Raw genomic sequence first — 19951 nt, 5'->3', positions numbered from 1 at the left:
ACTAGATGGCAAAAGAAGTAGTAGATTCGTTAGGTATGAAACGTGCTTTAACCAGAATGACATACGAAATTATTGAAAAGAATAAAGGTATTGATAATCTGGTACTGATTGGAATCAAAACAAGAGGCATCTATTTAGCAAGACGAATTGCGGATCGCTTAAAACAACTTGAAGGTGCTGATGTTTCAGTGGGTTCACTAGATATTGCACTTTATCGTGATGACCGACATGATGCAAGTTTAGGTAATGAACCAACTGTTAATACGCAAGGTGAACAAATTGATTTTGATATTACAGGTAAGCAAGTTATATTAATTGATGATGTTTTATATACTGGACGTACAATTAGAGCTGCACTTGATGCTTTAATGGATCAAGGAAGACCTCAAACTATTAATTTAGCCGTTCTTGTTGATCGAGGCCATAGAGAATTACCAATAAGAGCTGATTATGTTGGGAAAAATATTCCTACCTCGTCAGATGAACAAGTATCAGTTTCAGTAGAAGAAATTGATGGCAAAGACTCAATTGAAATTGAAAGAATTAAATAATAAATCGTTAAGATGTTCCAGAGAGAGCAAACGATTTAGAAATCTATTAGGGAATAACGTAGGCCCAAACTAGATTTCAACTTCGAACGCATCTCTCTATAGAGGTGCGTTTTTTATATAGAAAGGAAATGAGAAAATGAAAGAAAAGTTTAGAAATGATGATGCTGTACTTGATATCCATGATAGACCATCATTTGGGCAATGGATGGGATTATCAATTCAACATTTGTTCACGATGTTTGGAGCAACAGTTTTAGTACCTATTCTAGTCGGTTTGAACCCAAGTATTGCTTTATTTAGTTCAGGTGTAGGTACTTTGGTTTATATCGGAATTACAAATGGTAAAATTCCAGCTTACCTTGGTTCAAGTTTTGCTTTTATTGCGGTTATGCAAATGTTAATGAAAACATCCGGTTATCCGGCGGTTGCTCAAGGAACGATTGCAGCTGGATTAGTTTATCTGATTGTTTCAATTATTATCGGAAAAGTTGGTTCAGGTTGGCTTGATCGTATTTTACCACCAGTTGTCGTGGGGCCAGTTGTCATGGTCATCGGATTATCTATGGCAACAACAGCAGCAAGTAACGCGATGTTAAAATCGGGTACTTATGATATTAAATATGTTTGGGTCGCAATCTTCACCCTGGCCATTACAATATTTTTCAATATGTATCTTAAAGGATTCATTAGTTTAATTCCCATTTTATTAGGAATTGTCTGTGGCTACATTATGGCCGTCTTATGTGGAATCGTTGATTTTTCTACGGTAGAAAAGGCAAATTGGCTTACATTACCTGCATTCGATGTTGCATTTATAAATTACCAACCTAAAATTTATTGGAGCGCCATTATTGGTATGGCACCAATCGCATTTGTCACAATGACTGAGCATATGGGTCATATAATGGTTTTAAATAAATTAACGAAAAGAAACTTTTTCAAGGATCCTGGACTAAATAGAACCCTTTTCGGTGATGGTGTATCATCAATTATTGCTGGATTTGTTGGAGGTCCTCCAACAACTTCGTACGGTGAAAATATTGGTGTTTTAGCCATGACTAAGGTTCATAGTATTTGGGTGATTGGTGGCGCCGCATTCTTCGCCATTGTCTTTAGTTTCGTTGGAAAAATTAGTGCTTTGATTCAAAGTATTCCAGGACCAGTTATTGGTGGTATTAGTTTTCTACTCTTTGGTGTTATTGCTTCAAGTGGGTTAAGAATCTTAATCGATAATCAAATTGATTATGATAAAAAGCATAATCTGATGATTACTGCCAGTATCCTAGTGTTAGGAATTGGTGGCATGTACTTAAAAGTAGGCGATTTACAATTAACAAGTATTGCACTTGCAACAGTAGTAGGTATTGCACTAAACCTTATTTTACCTAAAGAAGCTAAAAGCGAAAAATAATAGGAGATGATATTTTGTTAGATAAAAAGACAAATTTAGTTCAGTTACAACATTTAGTATCAATCGAGGATCTATCTACAGAAGAAGTTGAAGCATTAATTGAAAGAGCTGAAAAGTTTAAACGAAATCCGTCATTATTTAACTTAAAACATCCTATCTTTACAACAAATTTATTTTTTGAAAATAGTACCAGAACACATAGTAGCTTTGAAGTAGCTGAGCAACGTATGAAATTAAACATTGTCTCATTTAATCCAAGTATTAGTGCACTCAGTAAAGGTGAAACTTTATACGATACTGTTTTAACAATGGGTGCTATTGGGACTCAAATCGCAGTTATCCGCCATCCTGAGAATGAATATTATCAACAATTAATTGGTGATAATGATTTGGGAGTTGGTATTATCAATGGTGGAGATGGGAGTGGACAACATCCTTCACAATGTTTACTCGATATGATGACGATTAAAGAAGAGTTTGGGACATTTAAAGACTTAAAAGTTGCAATTGTAGGAGATTTAACTAATTCGAGAGTTGCTAAAAGTAATATGCAATTATTAAAAAAATTAGGTGCTTCATTATACTTTTCAGGTCCAAAGGAATGGTTTTCTGAAGAATTTGAAGCATACGGTCAGTATTTAGAAATGGACGAATTAGTTGGTGAAGTTGATGTTATGATGATGCTACGTGTCCAACATGAGCGTCATACGGATGATAGTAAATTTTCGAAAAAGAATTATCATGAAAAATTTGGATTAAGTATTGAACGCGGTAAAAAATTAAAAAAACAAACAATTATTATGCATCCGGGTCCGATTAATAGAGATGTAGAATTAGCCAGTGAATTAGTTGAATGTGAACAATCACGATTTGTAAAACAAATGACGAATGGGGTATTTGTTAGAATGGCCATTTTAGAAGCTGTCATTAACGGACGTCATTTAATGGAGGCTAATAGAGCATGAAGAAATTAATTAAAAACGGAACCGTTTTTTTGAATCATAGTTTTAGCCAACAAGATATCTTGATTGAAGACGACAAAATTAAAGCAATTGGCACTAATTTAGCTGATGAACTGTTAAATGTTGATTTAGTTATTGATGCAGAACATTTAATTGTTGTACCCGGGTTAATTGACGTTCATGTCCATTACAGGGAACCTGGATTTGAATACAAAGAGACGATTAAGACAGGAAGTCAGGCCGCTGCCCGAGGTGGTTTTACCACAGTAGGAGCCATGCCTAATTTAGATCCTGTTCCTGATACGTTAGAACATTTTGCTGAAATAAAGCGACGTAATCAAAAAGACGGACAAGTACATATTTCCCAATATGCTGCAATTACCAAAGGTAGAACTTCTGAAGAATTAGTAAATTTTGGAGAATTAAAAAAAGCCGGGGCATTCGCCTTTACAAATGATGGCTCAGGTATTCAGACAGCTGGAACAATGTATCTTGCAATGAAAGAAGCAGTAAAGGTTAATTTACCACTTGTCTCTCATGTTGAAGATAACTCATTATTATTTGGTGGCGTCATGAACGAAGGTGTTCGTGCAAAAAATCTAGGGCTACCTGGTATTATGGGGGTTGTAGAATCATCACAATTAGCCCGAGATTTAATGCTTGCACAAAAAACGGGTGTTCACTATCATATGTGTCACGTTTCTACAAAAGAAAGTGTGGAATTAATTCGACTTGCTAAGAGTCATGGAATTAATGTTTCCTGTGAAGTTTCACCACATCATTTATTATTAACGGATTCAGACATTCATATGGATAATGGTAATTTTAAAATGAACCCCCCATTACGAACTGAAGAAGATCGCCTAGCTTTGATCGAGGGATTATTAGATGGCACAATCGATATGATTGCGACAGATCATGCACCACATAGTGAAGATGAAAAACGCGGTAGCATGCTTAATGCCGCTTTTGGTATAACTGGAAGTGAAACGGCCTTTCCGTTGTTATATACAAGAATGGTTAAAACAGGGATTTTAACATTAGCCCAACTTATTGTTCTAATGAGTGAAGCGCCAGCCAAACAGTTTAATCTAAATGGTGGTACGTTTGAGCCTGGTTCAGTAGCAGATATTGCAATTTTTGATATCAAAAATGAGCAAACAATTAATGAAGCAGATTATGTCTCAAAAGGTAAAAATAGTCCTTTTACAGGGCAAAAAATTTATGGGAAAACAATGTTAACGCTAGTTAGCGGTGAAATCAAATATGATAGTCGAAAGGTTGAGTAAATCATGAAACGATTCTTAATTTTAGAAGACGGAAGTATTTTTAAAGGATTTAGTTTTGGAGCAATGGCCTCAACTACTGGCGAAGTCGTTTTTACGACTGGAATGACAGGGTACCAAGAAACGATTACAGATCAATCATTCAGTAATCAAATTATCACGTTTACTAATCCTATTATTGGTAATTATGGTGTTAATTTGGATGATTATGAATCAATAGAACCTTCATGCAAGGGCGTTATCGTTAATAATGTTGCTAGGGTTTCTAGCAATTGGCGTCAACAATTAACCTTAGATGAATTTTTAAAACAGAAGGATATTCCTGGAATATATGGCATTGATACACGCGAATTAACAAAGAAATTACGAAATGTAGGAACGATGAAAGGAAGCATTATTGATTCCGATGCTGATTTAAATCATGCCTTTGATGCAATGAGTGCAACTGTACTCAACCAAAATATCGTCCAACAAGTTTCAACGATTAAACCCTATCCTAATCCTGGAACAAAATTAAACATTGTATTAGTCGATTTTGGGTTAAAGCACAGTATTTTGCGAGAGTTATCTAAGCGTGATTGCAACGTAATTGTTTTACCGTATAATGCAACTGCAAAACAAATATCTGATTTACAACCTGATGGTGTCCTATTATCGAATGGGCCAGGGGATCCCAAAACTTTACCGGAGGTTGTTGAGATGATCAAAATGATACAACCTAAATTTCCGATTTTTGGTATTTGTTTAGGACATCAGTTACTAGCACTAGCAAACGGTGCAGATACATATAAAATGAAATTCGGACATCGTGGATTTAATCATCCGGTTAGAGAAATTGCAACTGGACGAATTGATTTCACCTCACAAAATCATGGATTTGCGGTGGATAGCGATTCTATCGATTCAGATAAACTGATAGTGACACATCGTGAAATTAATGACGAGTCTGTTGAAGGAATTAAACATAAAACTGATCCAGCATTTAGTGTCCAATTTCATCCGGATGCTGCGCCTGGTCCACATGATGCAGATTATTTATTTGATGAATTTATTGAAATGATAAACCGAGTTGGGAGAAAATAAATATGCCTAAGAGAAATGATATCCATAAAATAATGGTTCTTGGATCTGGTCCTATTATTATTGGTCAGGCCGCAGAGTTTGATTATTCTGGTACACAAGCTTGTTTATCTTTAAAAGAAGAGGGTTACGAAGTTGTTTTAGTGAATTCCAATCCAGCTACAATTATGACGGATAAAGAAGTTGCAGACGAAGTGTACATTGAACCTTTAACGGTAGAATCAGTTTCAGGTATTTTACGTAAAGAGTATCCAGATGCCATTGTACCAACTTTAGGTGGTCAAATTGGCCTTAATTTAGCTATGGAATTGTCTCAATCAGGTATATTAGATGAATTAAACATTGAATTATTAGGTACTAAATTAAAATCAATTGATCAAGCTGAAGATCGTGAACAATTTAAACAATTAATGCAAGAGTTAAATGAACCCGTTCCGGAATCACTAACTGTTGAAACCTTAGAGAGTGCGCTAGAATTTGCAGATATTGCAGGATACCCAGTTATTGTTAGACCTGCATTTACAATGGGTGGGACTGGTGGTGGTCTATGTAAAACAGCTGAAGAACTTAGTAAAACGGTTGTTAATGGATTAGAGCTATCACCAACAACACAATGCTTGATAGAAAAGAGTATTGCAGGATACAAGGAAATTGAATTTGAGGTTATGCGAGACCACGCTGATAATGCAATTGTTGTTTGTAGCATGGAAAATTTTGATCCTGTTGGTATTCATACAGGAGACTCTATTGTCTTTGCACCAACTCAAACCTTATCTGATAGAGAGTATCAGATGTTACGAGACGTATCCTTGAAATTAATTAGGGCCTTAAAAATAGAAGGTGGTTGTAATGTACAACTTGCTCTAGATCCTCATAGTTTTAAATATAATATTATAGAAGTTAATCCGCGTGTAAGTCGTTCATCAGCATTAGCTTCAAAAGCAACGGGATACCCAATTGCGAAGATAGCTGCCAAAATAGCAGTTGGATTGAATTTAGATGAGATTTTAAATCCAGTGACTAAAACAACTTTTGCTGAATTCGAACCAGCATTGGACTACGTTGTTGCTAAAATACCACGTTGGCCATTTGATAAGTTCAATCGAGCAAATCGTTCACTTGGAACGCAAATGAAGGCAACTGGTGAGGTTATGGCAATTGGTCGTAATATGGAAGAAAGCTTGTTAAAAGCAGTTCGATCTTTAGAAATTGATGAAGATTACTTGTGCTTAGATAATGCTCAAAATGCAACTGACTCCCAACTTGAAAACCAGTTGGTTAATGCAACTGACCAGAGATTGTTTTATTTAACAGAAGCAATACGTCGCGGGTACACAATTGAAGAAATTGAAAAACTAACAAAAATAAATTTAGTCTTTTTGGATAAATTAAAACACATAGTCGAAATTGAAATGTCGCTAAGTATCAATATTAAAGATATTGACGTCCTTATTGAAGCTAAAAAACATGGTTTTAGTGATAAAGTTATTGCTGATATTTGGCACGAAACTTCGGAGGATATTAGAAAGTTTAGAATAGAAAATAATATTATTCCAGTTTATAAAATGGTTGATACCTGTGCTGCGGAATTTGAATCAGCCACACCATACTTTTATAGTACGTACGAACATGAGAATGAGAGTTTAAAGAGTAAAAAACAAGCAATTATGGTTATTGGTTCTGGTCCCATTAGAATTGGTCAAGGTGTTGAATTTGATTACGCAACAGTTCATTGTGTTAGAGCTATCCGTGACGCAGGATATGAAGCAATTATCATGAATAGTAATCCAGAAACCGTTTCAACTGATTTTTCAATCGCTGATAAATTATATTTTGAACCATTAACATTGGAAGATGTTTTAAATGTGATTGATGTTGATAAACCTTTAGGTGTAATCGTTCAGTTTGGTGGACAGACAGCAATTAATCTTGCTGCGGGATTACAACAGTATGGCATTAAAATATTAGGAACGTCTGTTAACAATTTGGATCGTGCTGAGGATAGAGAGTCATTCAACCGAGCGATTAAGCATCTAGGATTAAAACAACCCATTGGTAAGACTGCAATAACACAAGAAGATGTGCTTAAGCGAGCAACAGAAATCGGTTATCCCGTTCTTGTTAGACCTAGCTATGTTTTAGGTGGACGTGCAATGGAGATTGTTCAAAATCAGGTTGAACTCGAATTATATTTGCTAAATAACGTTAAAATCGCACCACAACATCCAATCTTAATTGATAGTTATCTTGAAGGTATTGAGTGTGAAGTAGATGCAATTTGTGATGGTGTTTCTGTCTTAATTCCAGGAATTATGGAGCATATTGAACATGCTGGAATTCATTCAGGCGACTCAATGGCTGTATATCCATCACAACATCTATCAGACAAGATTAAAGCAGAAATCGTTAATGCAACTAAAAAGATTGCACTTGAACTAAAATGTGTGGGATTAATGAACCTTCAATTTATTGTGCATCAAGATGAACTTTATATTTTAGAAGTTAATCCACGTGCCAGTCGTACCGTTCCATTTTTAAGTAAAGTAACAGGTATTAAAATGACCCAGGTAGCGACTAAAATTATATTAGGTTATGATTTGCAAGAACAAGGTTACCAGGATGGTTTATACCCAGAATCTAGTTCTGTTCATGTAAAAGCGCCTGTGTTCTCATTTAGTAAATTGAATGATGTTGATCCATTTCTAGGACCAGAAATGAAATCAACCGGGGAAGTTATGGGAACGGATCAAACATTTTCTAAAGCACTCTGCAAAGCATTAGTAGCCGCTAATATTAGTTTATCAGGTAATGGTTCCGTATTAGTAAATGTTAACGACAAAAATAAAAATGCTATATTACCACTTGTTCAACGATTTGTTTTACTTGGTTACAAAGTTTTAACATTACCAAAAATGGTTGATTTCTTTTTAGATAATCAGATTAAAACGTTTACCAGTACAGAGGCATTAAGCGTTAACCGACAATTAGATGATATTAATAATTTGTTACAAACTGGAACCGTTCAATTTGTTATCGATACACTATCAGATGATCACGATAAAGCATCATATGGTTATCAAACGCGTAAAATATCAGTAATGCAACATATTCCATTGTTTACATCTTTACAAACTGTTGATGTACTTATTCAAGCGTTAGAAAGCCAGTCATTTTCAGTAGCAGCACTATAAAAATTAAGGGGAGTAGATAATGATTAATCGACCTATCATTGCTTTAGATTTTCAGAATAGAATGCAAACGACAGATTTTTTACAGTTATTTCCTCAAGATGAACAACTATTTGTTAAAGTTGGTATGGAATTGTTTTACAGTGAAGGAACTCGTTTTGTTGAAGAATTAATTGATCAGGGGCATGACATTTTTCTTGATTTAAAATGTCATGATATTCCAAATACTGTTCGGCAAACTATGACCAGTTTAAGTCGACTAGGTATTTCATTAACAACAGTCCATGCGGCTGGTGGCGTTGAAATGATGAAATATGCATTAGATGGATTAGACCAAGGTAATTCCTCAATAAAAATGCCGAAAATAATCGCAATTACACAATTAACTTCTACCAGCCAAGAACAACTAGAAACGGAACAATTGGTTGAACGACCATTAATTGAAAGTGTCGTTAATTACGCTAAGTTAACAGAATTAGCTGGATTAGCGGGTGTTGTTTGTTCAGCACAAGAAGCTAAAATAATTAAGGAAGCAACTTCCAAAAACTTTTTGGCAGTCACACCTGGAATACGATTGGAAGGGCAGGCAGTAAGTGATCAAAAAAGAGTAATGACACCAGCTGCTGCAAAAAGAAATCAAAGTAGCGCCATCGTTGTCGGACGATCAATAACGCAAGCAGTAGATCCGTTTGCTGCTTACCAAGCAATCAAAAAAATGTGGGAGGAAGCTTAAATGAATTTAGCAGAGACAGTTGCCAGTGATTTATTAGAGATTGGTGCCGTAACTTTATCGCCAAAGAAGCCGTTTATTTGGGCAAGTGGACTAAAAAGTCCAATTTATTGTGATAATCGGTTAACGATTAGTTATCCTGAAATTCGTACTAGAATCGCTAAAGGCATAGCAGGTATTATTCGTGAAAAATATCCTGATACAGAGGTAATTGCAGGAACGGCAACTGCAGGAATACCCCATGCAGCATGGATTGCTAATGAATTAAATTTACCGTTAATTTATGTTAGAACAAAGCCTAAAGATCATGGTACTGGTCAACAAATTGAAGGACGATTAATCAAAGGACAAAAAACTATTTTAATTGATGATCTCATTTCAACTGGTGGAAGTGTTATTCAAGCAGTTAATGCAGCAAAAAATGAAGGCGCTGATGTTCTAGGTGTCATCGGTATTTTTAGTTATGAACTAGCGGCAAGTACGACAAATTTTGCTGATATTAAAACACCTTTTGAGACATTAACTAATTATTCAACACTTATTAAAGTAGCTAAGGAACAAGAAAAAATTAATTCTGATGAAAAATTATTATTGGATAAATGGCGTATCAATCCAAGTAATTGGTTATAGTAAAAAAGTTTCAACTAAGAATAATTTCTTAGTTGAAACTTTTTATTTACGACGCATAGCCATAATTTTTTGTAAGTCTGGTGTAATAAAGGTTGAGTTTTGACCTTCGTAGACAACAAAACCTGGCTTTGAGCCATTGGGCTTTTTAATCCGTTTAACTTGGATATAATCTACTGGAACAGATGCTGATTGACGATATTTTGAGAAATAAGCAGCTAAGTTAGCCGCTTCTGTGACTGTTTCATCACTAGGATTAGAACTGTGAATAATTACATGGGAACCAGGAATGTTTTTAGCATGTAGCCAGATGTCAGATTTATTGGCTGTCTTCATGGTTAGTTGATCATTTTGAAGATTATTCTTACCAACAGAGATAAGGGTTCCATCTGTTGCATAATATTCATCTGGTTTACTTATTTTAATTTTAATTGCTTTTTTATTTTTATTCAATTTTTGTTCTTTTAATAAACCTTGTTGTTGTAATTCAACCTTAATATCTGGTAAGTCTTTAGGTTCAGCTAACTCGATTTCTGATTGAATTTCTTCTAAGTAAGCAATTTCTTTTTTATTTAGGAGAAGTTGCTCATTAACAAATATAACTGCATTCTTTTGTTTTTGATATTTTTTAAAATATTTTTGTGCATTTTTTGAAGGTGAAATTTGATTGGATAATTGAATGGTCATTTCTTTTTCATTATCATAGAAATTAGGTAATGAAACTTCTGTCATTCCTTGTTTAACTAAGTGAAGATAAGTAGTTAATAATTCACCTTGGACCCGTAATTGATCCGCTGTTTCAGTATTTTTTAAAGTTTTTTCTAATTTTTTTTGTTTACCACGGTTCTTTTTGAGCTCATTTTTAACAACGCGGATTAAATGGCTACCTTGTTGTTGAACGCGGTCTTTATTTGCTTTATCGAGATAGTAAGTATCCAGCATTTCGCTTAATGAATCGAATTCTTGACCAGTACCAATTTCTTTATTTGGAATGGCCGAAAAATCAAGACGTTTGCCAGATAAAATAGTTGGTGTCGGTGTATCAAATTGTGTGAAGAAAGTTGACCAGCTGACACTAGGGTCTTCAACATTAGTATGAAGTGCAGTTGCAAGATCTAAACTAGATTGACCAGCGAGACCTTGATAGCTATTTTGAAGTTCCTTCGCTAGGACTTCCTTATTTGGAAACTCGGATAAAAGTTTTTTAAATGTATCAGTTGTATCTGTAAATGGATTTAATTTATCTTGAGCTGGTGGCTGACGATAGGTTGCACCAGGTATTAGCATACGATATCGATTTTGGTCTGAACTAATATGTTTAATGGTATCCAAAACCTTATCATTAGTTGGATTAATTAGTAGACAATTACTATAACGTCCCATCATTTCTAAACTTAAAATTAGAGGTTGTTCATCACCAAGTTCATTTCTAGTTAAAAATGAAAAATTAATAATACGATCATTAGCAATCTGATCAATTGCTACAAGTTGACCGCTCTCTAAATATTTACGAAGCATCATAGTAAAATTAGTTGGTGTTTTAGGATTTGAATAGGGAATATTTGTAATTTGTGCACGAGCATAACTTGAATGTGCAGATAATAGTAAGGGTTGATTCTTTCTATTTGCACGAATTGTAATAATAACCTCATTAGGGTAGGGTTGTGATATTTTTGAGACCCGACCACCGATTAGTTTGGTTCTTAGTTCACTAATCATTGCATGAGTAAAAACGCCATCAAATGACATTTAATCAACTCACTTTCTATAAAATATGTTTAATAACTACAAGTGTAACGTTTTAAACGATAAATCGCAAAGAATCATTATTGAATAGTTTTCTTGCCATTTTTAGTCTATATATTGTATAATGCAAGGTATATCGAATTTAAGGGGTCAACAAAATGAAAACAAGTCTTGAAAACTTACTATCAATTGATAAACAGTATAAAGTGATTTTACAACGTTTAACTAAAAAAAATCAATTAACAATATCTGAGTGGCAGTTATTAAAGAAAATAAGTGCTAAATTTAACACACAGGAAAAATTGGCCGTAGAAACAGATCTAGATATCTCAACACTAAGTCGACAATTAAAACGCTTAGTTGAAAAAGAAATGCTTGATAAGCATAGTATCGGTGACGATAAACGCCAATTGATTTATACAATGACTGAAATCGGCGTTGAGTCGTCAAAAGCAGTTGATAAAGGTTTTACTGAACTTGAAGCAACTATTTTTGAAAAGTGGCCAGAAGATGAACAAAATTTATTAAGAATATTATTAAATCGCTTAGACAAAAGTCTAACGAGGACTGACGTTTAAACCGTCATAAAATGAGGTGTTTAATTAATGAAAATAGCAATTGTAACAGATAGTACTTCGTACCTATCTAAAGATCAGATTGAAGAGAACAATATTACTATAATTCCTATCCCAGTCATTATTGACAATAAAATTTATAATGAAGGCGTTGATATTACAACTGAAGGATTCTATGAAAAATTAAAGACATCTGCATCCTTTCCAAGTACCTCACAGCCTTCTGTTGGGGAAATGATTAACTTATATGATAAATTAGGTAGCGAAGGCTATGATATTATTTTAAGTATTCATTTAACAAATACAATTTCAGGATTTATTGATAATTTAAAAAATATAGCACCAACAATTGAGTCAACTCGTGTGATACCGTATGATTCTGGTATCACAGTTATGTTAATGGGATATTTAGCTTTGGAAGCTGCTAAAATGGCTAAAGAAGATGCCTCTATCGATGATATCATTGCCCGATTAGATGATTTGAAGACAACGTTAGGTGAATATTTCATTGTTGATGATTTGCAAAATCTTGTACGAGGCGGTCGTTTGTCTAATGCTTCAGCCTTTATTGGAAGTGTTCTTAAAATTAAGCCAATTTTAACATTTGATAGTGTTTCAAATAAAATTGTTGCATTTGAAAAGATTAGATCAACTAAGAAGGCAATTAAGCGTGTAGAAGATTTATTTGAAGAGCATCGTGCATCTGTTGATTATCCTTTACGTGGACTTATTATTCATGCAAATGATGAAACGTCAGCAATTAAGTGGCAGACTAAAATGAAGAAGAAATATCCTGATATGACATTTGATATCAGTTACTTTGGACCAGTCATTGGGACACATTTAGGTGAAAAAGCATTAGCATTAGCGTGGATTAAAGACTTTGATCAAGCTTAAGAGTTATTAAAACTAACAACCGGTTTAATCGGTTGTTAGTTTTTTGTTTTCAAATAATAATTAAGATGTAACTGTGACTAGATAATAGTATGTCGGAGAAAATAATTTTAAGTTAATAGATAAAGTTTAAAAGCATCAAATGAGTGGTAAATTGAGACTTATCATATTAACACTATCCAACTTTAGTTAAAACACACAATTTAATGAAAGTTTAGTAGCGCAATATCTTACTGATTTTAAACAAGTCTATTTAAATTATCATTCGTTTTGTATTTGTATCTCGCTCATTTTATTTTATGTAAATATAATTTGTTCATCATAAAATATATTTACAATTATTATTCTCCAATAAATTATATAATTAACACTAATATTTGTAGATACATATCAAGCATGACGACCATAATTTGCCAAATTATGGTATTAGCTATATAAGGATTACTTAAAATCTAAAGTATTAAATATATTAGTTATTTTGTGAATAAACACTAATTTTAAATAATATGTATCATACTGTTTGATATAAGAACATTTTGCGTTCAACTTTCATTAAAGTTGAATTGTAACTCTTTAATGTGTTATTCTCTACGTATTAAACTATCCGTTATAATGAGGTGTATTTTTGAGAAAAGAAAAATATTTAGAATTAATTGAGAATGAATTACAGTACCAACCTTGGTATGCGCAGGAATACTATCAATCTAAATCTACAATCCCCCTATCCAATGCAACGTTATATCAATATTTAACAGAGTTTAGACGTTTTTTTGATTGGTTACTGGCAGAAGGTATTGTTAACGAAAAATCAATTAAGACAATCGATATTAGTGTTTTAGAACATTTAAAAAAGGAAGATATGGAACTATATAAATCCTCCCTACTTTCTAGAAGTAAATCAAATAATGCAAATAGCAACACACAACTCTCTAGGAGCACTGTAAATCGTTCTCTAACAGCGATTTCTTCATTGTTCAGGTATCTTTCTGAAGAAACGGAAAAAGAAGATGGAGAGCCATATTTTTATCGTAATGTGATGAAAAAAATTACTGTCGTAAAAGATAACGAAACGTTTGCTACACGTGCAGCAAATATTAAAGATAAATTAATGCTTGGAACTGAAGATCGTGATTATATTAACTTTATTGATCAAAAATATGCCGATTTGTTAAAGCCTAAAGGTCTTTCCTTTTTCAAACGGGATAAAGATCGCGATATTGCTATTAACGCTTTAATGCTAGGTAGTGGTTTACGGGTTTCAGAAGTTGCAAATAGTGACCTACCTGATTTAAATTTAAAAACAAATAATATTACCGTCATTCGAAAAGGTGGCAAGAAGGATACTGTGCCAATTGCACCGTGGGTAATCCCCTATCTTGTTAAATATATTGAAGTGCGTACAATGAACTATAAAGTAGATAAAATGGAAAAAGCCCTATTTTGTTCATCATATCGTGGAATTGGAAAACGCATTGAGAGTGGTACAATTGAAAAATTGGTAGCCAAGTACTCATCTGCATTTAAAGTCCGTGTTACGCCGCATAAACTACGCCATACACTCGCTTCTAAATTGTACCTAGAGACGAAGAATGAACAACTTGTAGCAACACAATTGGGTCAGAGTTCGACAAGTGCAACTGCGTTATATACCCATATGATTGATGAAGAACAACGGAATGCTATTAATAAATTATAAAATAAAAACGATTAACTCGATATTGAGTTAATCGTTTTTATTTTATGACTTTCCTTCCCATTCAGATTTGAAATTCTCAAGGAAATCTAACATAATTTGATGTCTATTTTTAGCCATTCGTTTTCCTGGTTCAGTGTTCATTGTTTCTGTAAGTGTCAATAACTTTTCGTAGAAATGGTTAATGACCGTTTGATTCTCAATATTCCTGTATTCTTCTGGGGTCATATTTCTTCTTGGACCACGATGTGGATCATATATTTTACTGCCAACATGTCCACCGTAATAAAAAGTTCTAGCAATACCGACAGCACCAATTGCATCTAATCGATCAGCATCTTGAACAACTTTTGCTTCTTCGGGCAAGTTAATAGTATTATCGTTCAATTGGTTTTTAAAAGAAATTGATTTAATAATTATTAAAATATCATTAATTTGAAGTGAAGTTAAATCAATAGATGTTAAAAAATTTGTTAAATTAGTTACTTCTTCTTTAACATTATCGACTACTTTATCATCAATTACGTCATGTAAATAACTACTAAGAACAATTATTAAATAATTGATATTATGAATTTCTGAGGCAATCGTTTTTGAATTTGTAACGACTCGTTCAATATGAGCAAAGTCATGTCCAGAAGTATCTGACGCTAATTTATTTTGCGTATATATTTTAACTGCTTGAATTTGTTCTTCAGGTAGCATCCTAAATTCTCCTTAAAATAAAAAAGCTTAGAGATAAAGTCTAAACTTTTAAGATTTTTTATTAAGCTTCAAAAACAGCTTGTAATTGAGGAACAACTTGTTTTTTTCTTGAAACAACACCAGGTAATGACAATTTGTTATCAGAAAGTTTTGTGTTGAAGGCTTTTTCAACCATTTCTTTAGGTTCTCCAACAACTAATAGTTCTGAATCACTGTCTAGGATATTTGTAACTAATAGTAAGAATAAATCATAATTATTAGCTTTACTATCATCTTCAATCGCTGAAACTAGTGCAGCTTCACGGTTAAAAACTTCTTCTAAATCAACGGTATTAACTTGAGCAACACGTACTGTTTTACCAGCCATATCAAAAGATTTGGCATCTCCGTTAATCAATTCTGTTTCAGTTTTGCTAGATAAATTAGTTCCAGCTTTTAACATATCTAATCCGTATACATTGTAATCAGTGTTACTAATTTTAGAAAGTGCTTTAGTTGCTTCAATATCAACTGGAGTCGTTGTAGGTGATTTGAATAACAATGTATCAGAAATAATAGCTGACATCATTAATCCTGCAATATTAGCAGGAATTTCAATATTGTTTTCATTAAACATTTTCCATAGGATGGTACTTGAACAACCGACAGCCTCTGCGCGGAAATTAAGAGGCATATTGGTTGTGAAATTAGCAATACGATGATGATCGACAACGTCTGTTACAACAAGATCAGCGATATCAGAAACACTTTGTTGAGATTCATTATGATCAACTAACATAACTGATTCAACCTCATTTTTAGCTGTTTCAATAATTCTTGGTTCAGGTTCATTAAAGTAATCTAAAACAAATTTTGTTTCTTCACTTAATGTTCCTAAGGTAACGGCTTCAGTATCGAAACCTAATTTATTTTGTAGATATGAGAATGCTTTAGCAGCTACAACTGCGTCTGTATCAGGACTTTGATGTCCAAAAATTAATTGTTTAGTCATTATTATAATCTCCTTTTTATTTGTTAATTTCTTTAAGTCGAGTCATGTAATCTTTTTCTTCTAAAAATTTATCAAATGCATTTAAAAAATGTTCATTTCTAGGAATTTCATCTTTATCTTTTCTAAAGACAAATGACAAATCAAATTTTATTTCTGGATCAAAATGAGATGTCCAAAGGTCTTTGCTTTCAGGATGAGCCGTTAAAAATGAAGTTGGTAATGCTGAATAAGCATGTGTTGCACGAGCAAATTTTAAAATCTGTGTGGGTGATGTAAATCTAGCAACACTCTTTGGCAGGTTAACTAATTGATTTTGATAAATTGTTTTAATTGTTTTATCAAGATAATAATCACTTGGATAAGTGACCCAAACATTATCAATTGTTTCTTGAAGTCTAACTTTCTTTTTAGAAGATAACTTTTCATTATGATGTAAAAACAATAAATCTTCAGTAAAGATTTTCTTACTTTCGTATGGTTTCCAGTTTTTAATACTTTCATCTGGAAGATACATAATAGCTAAATCAATTTTATTATTCTCAAGTTCACTCCAAATTTCTTTACGCGTTAGTAAATGGAATGACACAATAATATCTGGATTATTTTTATAGTACTGGATAACAAAATCATCAAACACTTCGTCTTCGATTGAAGCCAAAATCCCGATAGTAATTTCTCCTTGTGTTGCACTTGTTGATTGTTGAATTTCATTCGTTGCTTTATTTAATGTTTCATAGATTTGGTGTGTTGCATCTAGCATTGTATAGCCAGCATCAGAAAGATGTAATTTTTTACCAACAGAATAAAAAAGTGGTGCACCAACTGTTCTTTCTAATTTTTTAATTTGCTGTGTTAATGCAGGTTGTGTGATTCCTAATATTTGGGCTGCTTGCGTATAATTCATTATATCTGCAAGCTGTAAAAAATATGTTAACGTTTTTGATGAAAATATATTTTCTTGCTTTGTTTTCATATTAGCGTGATCTCCTCAGTTCTAGAAATTAATAGTCATATTAGTATAATAAGCGTAATAAAAAAAAAGAGCAAACAAATTTGCCTTTTTTTAACAATTTAATTATTAATTAATCTCATTTAAATTATTAGGTATTCCTAATTGTTCTGTATCAATAACAAATGAACCATTTGAATATCTATCAGATAGCGGATATGACATTGGTTCGATAATAAATTCATTGCCACTTTCAGTAAGGGCATTTAAATTCACATCTTTAGTAATGAGTTTCATGCCAACGACTCTATGAGGTTCCTTCTTAAGCTCTCTAAGAACAAGAACGCCACGTTTCGCCCTACTTGTCGAGCTCACTTCTGATACAGCCATACGCTTAAATGAACCGCGCTGTGTTAATAATCCAATCTGACTATGTTCAGTTACTAAACAAGTAGCGGCAACATAATCATCCTTCTTAAGATTCATCGCGATTACACCAGCTGCTTTAGATCCGACAACAGGAACTTCTTCGAGAGGATACTTTAATCCATACCCATCATGTGAAGCACTAAAAATGAATAACGAGTCATCCGTTTCTTTCAAGTATGAAATCAAGATAACATCATCGTTAGCTTCCTTCAATTTCATGAATTTACTTGCATGACCTTTATAAGTTCGTCCGGGTTGTAAGTCGGAAACCAGTGTTTGTTTAATGAATCCATTTTTAGTTGCAAAAACAAATTTACCAGGGACATTCACTTTTTTGAAAGAAAATGCTTTAATTAAATATTCATCAGTATCTAATCCAATAGTTTGTGAAATATGTTCCCCAGTATCTTTCCACTTTGCCTCAGTTATTTCATGAATTGGACGGTAAATCATATTTCCCTTATTTGTAAACATAAATAGATGATCTAATGTGTTAACAGATTCATTAAATACAATTTGATCTTCGTTTTTCAAACCATTCTCATTTACTCCTGAGGCGTTAAATGACCGTAATGAGCTACGTTTGAGATAACCATCACGGCTAACTAATACTTGAACATCTTCGGGAGTTACTAAAACTGCTGTTTCAATCTTAATGTCTTCAATATGTTCTTGAATTTCAGTTAGTCGAGGTGTGGCATATTCTTTAGATACTTGTTTAAGCTCTTTTTTCACAACATCAGATAACTTACTAGGATCTGCCAATATTGCTTTGTAATCAATAATTTTTGCAGCAAGCTCTGCATTTTCTTTTTCAAGCGCAGTCACATCTGTATTAGACAAGCGGTACAGTTGTAATGAAACAATTGCTTCAGCTTGTTTTTCTGTGAAATCGAACAGATCCATTAAGCTTAATTTAGCACTCTTTTTATCTTTACTTGCACGGATTGCTTTAATTACTTTATCTAAAATTGATAAAGCTTTAATTAACCCTTCAACGATATGTTGACGAGACTCAGCCTTTTTTAAATCAAATTCAGTTCTTTTTTTCGTAACACTTAATTGATACTCTAAGTACGAAGATAAGAATTTTTTTAAGCCAACTAACTCAGGTCGTTGATGGTTAATTGCAACCATATTGAAATTATACGAAATTTGTAAATCAGTATTTTTAAATAAATAATTTAAAATACCTTGTGCATTGACGTTGCGTTTTAATTCAATTGCAATTTGTAGTCCTTCACGATCACTTTCATCTCGAACTTCAGCAATCCCATCAACTTTTTTTAATAAGCGAATTTCATCCATCTTTTTAACAAGAACAGCTTTATTCACTTCGTATGGAATTTCTGAAATAATAATTTGTGTTTTACCACCCTTTAGTTCTTGAATCTCAGTTCTAGAACGAACGACTACTTTACCACGCCCCGTTTTATAAGCACTCTGGATGCCGGATAGTCCTTGTAAAATACCACCGGTTGGAAAATCGGGGCCCTTAACGAATGACATTAATTTATCTAAAGTCGCATTTGGATGACCAATTAAATAAACAACGGCATCAACAACCTCGCTTAAATTATGAGGTGGAATTTCAGTTGCATACCCAGCTGAAATTCCCGTTGCACCATTTACTAACAAATTAGGAAATCTTGCTGGTAAAACAGTTGGTTCATACTCCGTATCATCAAAATTCAATACGAAATCAACCGTTTCTTTTTCAATATCACGTAGCATTTCAGTCGCAATTTTACTTGTACGAGCTTCTGTGTAACGCATTGCGGCAGGAGAATCACCATCCATTGACCCATTATTTCCGTGCATTTCAATTAATGGTGTTCGTAATTTCCAGTTTTGACTCATACGGACCATAGCTTCGTAAATTGAGCTATCTCCATGAGGATGAAAATTACCCATAACATTTCCGACAGATTTAGCAGATTTTCTAAACCCTTTATCATATGTGTTACCATCTTGATTCATTGCGTATAAAATACGACGTTGAACAGGTTTTAGGCCATCACGTATATCAGGTAAAGCACGTTCTTGAATAATATATTTAGAATAACGACCAAATCGTTCACCCATAACATCTTCTAAGGTCAGCTCTTGAATTTTTGATGTATCTTTTTCTATA

The 19951-nt window shown here is 33.4% G+C and carries 16 protein-coding genes; 11 read left to right on the top strand and 5 right to left on the bottom strand.

The window, feature by feature from the left end; genetic code table 11:
- The first annotated feature begins 5 nt into the window (after positions 1 to 5).
- The 8 genes from pyrR to pyrE all read left to right on the top strand — a co-directional run bounded on the left by pyrR (position 6) and on the right by pyrE (position 9838).
- Positions 6 to 551, top strand: coding sequence for a bifunctional pyr operon transcriptional regulator/uracil phosphoribosyltransferase PyrR (pyrR, locus tag AC1RPV_RS02505; protein WP_481761309.1), 546 nt, complete (start codon positions 6 to 8; stop codon positions 549 to 551).
- Positions 552 to 687: 136 nt separating this feature from the next.
- A complete protein-coding gene (locus AC1RPV_RS02500) occupies positions 688 to 1962 on the top strand; it encodes a solute carrier family 23 protein (protein WP_481761310.1) in 1275 nt (424 codons plus the stop codon).
- 14 nt (positions 1963 to 1976) lie between these two features.
- On the top strand, positions 1977 to 2927 hold the full coding sequence (locus tag AC1RPV_RS02495) for an aspartate carbamoyltransferase catalytic subunit (RefSeq protein WP_481761311.1): 951 nt from the start codon (positions 1977 to 1979) through the stop codon (positions 2925 to 2927).
- Entirely contained in the window at positions 2924 to 4213 is a 1290-nt protein-coding gene (locus AC1RPV_RS02490) for a dihydroorotase (protein WP_481761312.1), read from the top strand. Before AC1RPV_RS02495 ends, AC1RPV_RS02490 begins: the two co-directional genes overlap by 4 nt.
- Before the next feature lie 3 nt (positions 4214 to 4216).
- Entirely contained in the window at positions 4217 to 5293 is a 1077-nt protein-coding gene (locus AC1RPV_RS02485; RefSeq protein WP_481761313.1) for a carbamoyl phosphate synthase small subunit, read from the top strand.
- Between the two features lie 2 nt (positions 5294 to 5295).
- On the top strand, positions 5296 to 8481 hold the full coding sequence (carB, locus tag AC1RPV_RS02480) for a carbamoyl-phosphate synthase large subunit (protein WP_481761314.1): 3186 nt from the start codon (positions 5296 to 5298) through the stop codon (positions 8479 to 8481).
- Positions 8482 to 8497: 16 nt separating this feature from the next.
- Positions 8498 to 9211, top strand: a complete 714-nt coding sequence (gene pyrF / locus AC1RPV_RS02475; RefSeq protein WP_481761408.1) for an orotidine-5'-phosphate decarboxylase — start codon at positions 8498 to 8500, stop codon at positions 9209 to 9211.
- Positions 9212 to 9838, top strand: coding sequence for an orotate phosphoribosyltransferase (pyrE, locus tag AC1RPV_RS02470; RefSeq protein WP_481761315.1), 627 nt, complete (start codon positions 9212 to 9214; stop codon positions 9836 to 9838).
- 42 nt (positions 9839 to 9880) lie between these two features.
- Here pyrE and AC1RPV_RS02465 read toward each other — a convergent pair whose 3' ends face one another.
- A complete protein-coding gene (locus AC1RPV_RS02465) occupies positions 9881 to 11584 on the bottom strand; it encodes an NFACT RNA binding domain-containing protein (protein WP_481761316.1) in 1704 nt (567 codons plus the stop codon).
- 155 nt (positions 11585 to 11739) lie between these two features.
- Here AC1RPV_RS02465 and AC1RPV_RS02460 point away from each other — a divergent pair, with 155 nt between their 5' ends.
- From AC1RPV_RS02460 to xerS, 3 genes are all read left to right on the top strand, one after another.
- Positions 11740 to 12159: a MarR family winged helix-turn-helix transcriptional regulator gene (locus tag AC1RPV_RS02460; protein WP_481761317.1), complete on the top strand. Its 420-nt coding sequence runs from the start codon at positions 11740 to 11742 to the stop codon at positions 12157 to 12159.
- A 27-nt stretch (positions 12160 to 12186) separates the two neighbouring features.
- A complete protein-coding gene (locus AC1RPV_RS02455) occupies positions 12187 to 13053 on the top strand; it encodes a DegV family protein (protein WP_481761318.1) in 867 nt (288 codons plus the stop codon).
- Positions 13054 to 13675: 622 nt separating this feature from the next.
- Positions 13676 to 14746 (top strand): tyrosine recombinase XerS, encoded by a 1071-nt coding sequence (gene xerS / locus AC1RPV_RS02450; protein ID WP_409022540.1) that lies wholly within the window; start codon positions 13676 to 13678, stop codon positions 14744 to 14746.
- A gap of 42 nt (positions 14747 to 14788) precedes the next feature.
- Here the strand turns inward: xerS and AC1RPV_RS02445 are convergent, their stop codons facing one another.
- The 4 genes from AC1RPV_RS02445 to parC form a co-directional block, all read right to left on the bottom strand.
- Positions 14789 to 15448 (bottom strand): HD domain-containing protein, encoded by a 660-nt coding sequence (locus AC1RPV_RS02445; RefSeq protein WP_481761319.1) that lies wholly within the window; start codon positions 15446 to 15448, stop codon positions 14789 to 14791.
- A 61-nt stretch (positions 15449 to 15509) separates the two neighbouring features.
- Positions 15510 to 16439 (bottom strand): manganese-dependent inorganic pyrophosphatase, encoded by a 930-nt coding sequence (locus tag AC1RPV_RS02440; protein ID WP_481761321.1) that lies wholly within the window; start codon positions 16437 to 16439, stop codon positions 15510 to 15512.
- A 16-nt stretch (positions 16440 to 16455) separates the two neighbouring features.
- Entirely contained in the window at positions 16456 to 17412 is a 957-nt protein-coding gene (locus AC1RPV_RS02435; RefSeq protein ID WP_481761322.1) for a LysR family transcriptional regulator, read from the bottom strand.
- A gap of 105 nt (positions 17413 to 17517) precedes the next feature.
- Positions 17518 to 19950 carry a DNA topoisomerase IV subunit A gene (gene parC, locus AC1RPV_RS02430; RefSeq protein WP_481761409.1) on the bottom strand — a complete coding sequence of 811 codons (2433 nt, stop codon included), beginning with the start codon at positions 19948 to 19950 and terminating at the stop codon, positions 17518 to 17520.
- Position 19951 lies beyond the last annotated feature (1 nt).

It is taken from the genome of Dellaglioa sp. CoH-55-MRSF-9 (assembly GCF_056782155.1).
Note: the sequence above shows the minus strand (reverse complement) of the source record. Positions and strands in the feature narration are given on the sequence as shown.

Excerpts from the sequence above, each read along its gene's own strand:
- pyrR (WP_481761309.1), top strand. The coding sequence starts at position 6 with ATGGCAAAAGAAGTAGTAGATTCGTTAGGTATGAAACGTGCTTTAACC.
- AC1RPV_RS02500 (WP_481761310.1), top strand. The coding sequence starts at position 688 with ATGAAAGAAAAGTTTAGAAATGATGATGCTGTACTTGATATCCATGAT.
- AC1RPV_RS02490 (WP_481761312.1), top strand. The coding sequence starts at position 2,924 with ATGAAGAAATTAATTAAAAACGGAACCGTTTTTTTGAATCATAGTTTT.
- AC1RPV_RS02485 (WP_481761313.1), top strand. The coding sequence starts at position 4,217 with ATGAAACGATTCTTAATTTTAGAAGACGGAAGTATTTTTAAAGGATTT.
- carB (WP_481761314.1), top strand. The coding sequence starts at position 5,296 with ATGCCTAAGAGAAATGATATCCATAAAATAATGGTTCTTGGATCTGGT.
- pyrE (WP_481761315.1), top strand. The coding sequence starts at position 9,212 with ATGAATTTAGCAGAGACAGTTGCCAGTGATTTATTAGAGATTGGTGCC.
- AC1RPV_RS02465 (WP_481761316.1), bottom strand. The coding sequence starts at position 11,584 with ATGTCATTTGATGGCGTTTTTACTCATGCAATGATTAGTGAACTAAGA.
- AC1RPV_RS02460 (WP_481761317.1), top strand. The coding sequence starts at position 11,740 with ATGAAAACAAGTCTTGAAAACTTACTATCAATTGATAAACAGTATAAA.
- AC1RPV_RS02455 (WP_481761318.1), top strand. The coding sequence starts at position 12,187 with ATGAAAATAGCAATTGTAACAGATAGTACTTCGTACCTATCTAAAGAT.
- AC1RPV_RS02445 (WP_481761319.1), bottom strand. The coding sequence starts at position 15,448 with ATGCTACCTGAAGAACAAATTCAAGCAGTTAAAATATATACGCAAAAT.
- AC1RPV_RS02440 (WP_481761321.1), bottom strand. The coding sequence starts at position 16,439 with ATGACTAAACAATTAATTTTTGGACATCAAAGTCCTGATACAGACGCA.
- AC1RPV_RS02435 (WP_481761322.1), bottom strand. The coding sequence starts at position 17,412 with ATGAAAACAAAGCAAGAAAATATATTTTCATCAAAAACGTTAACATAT.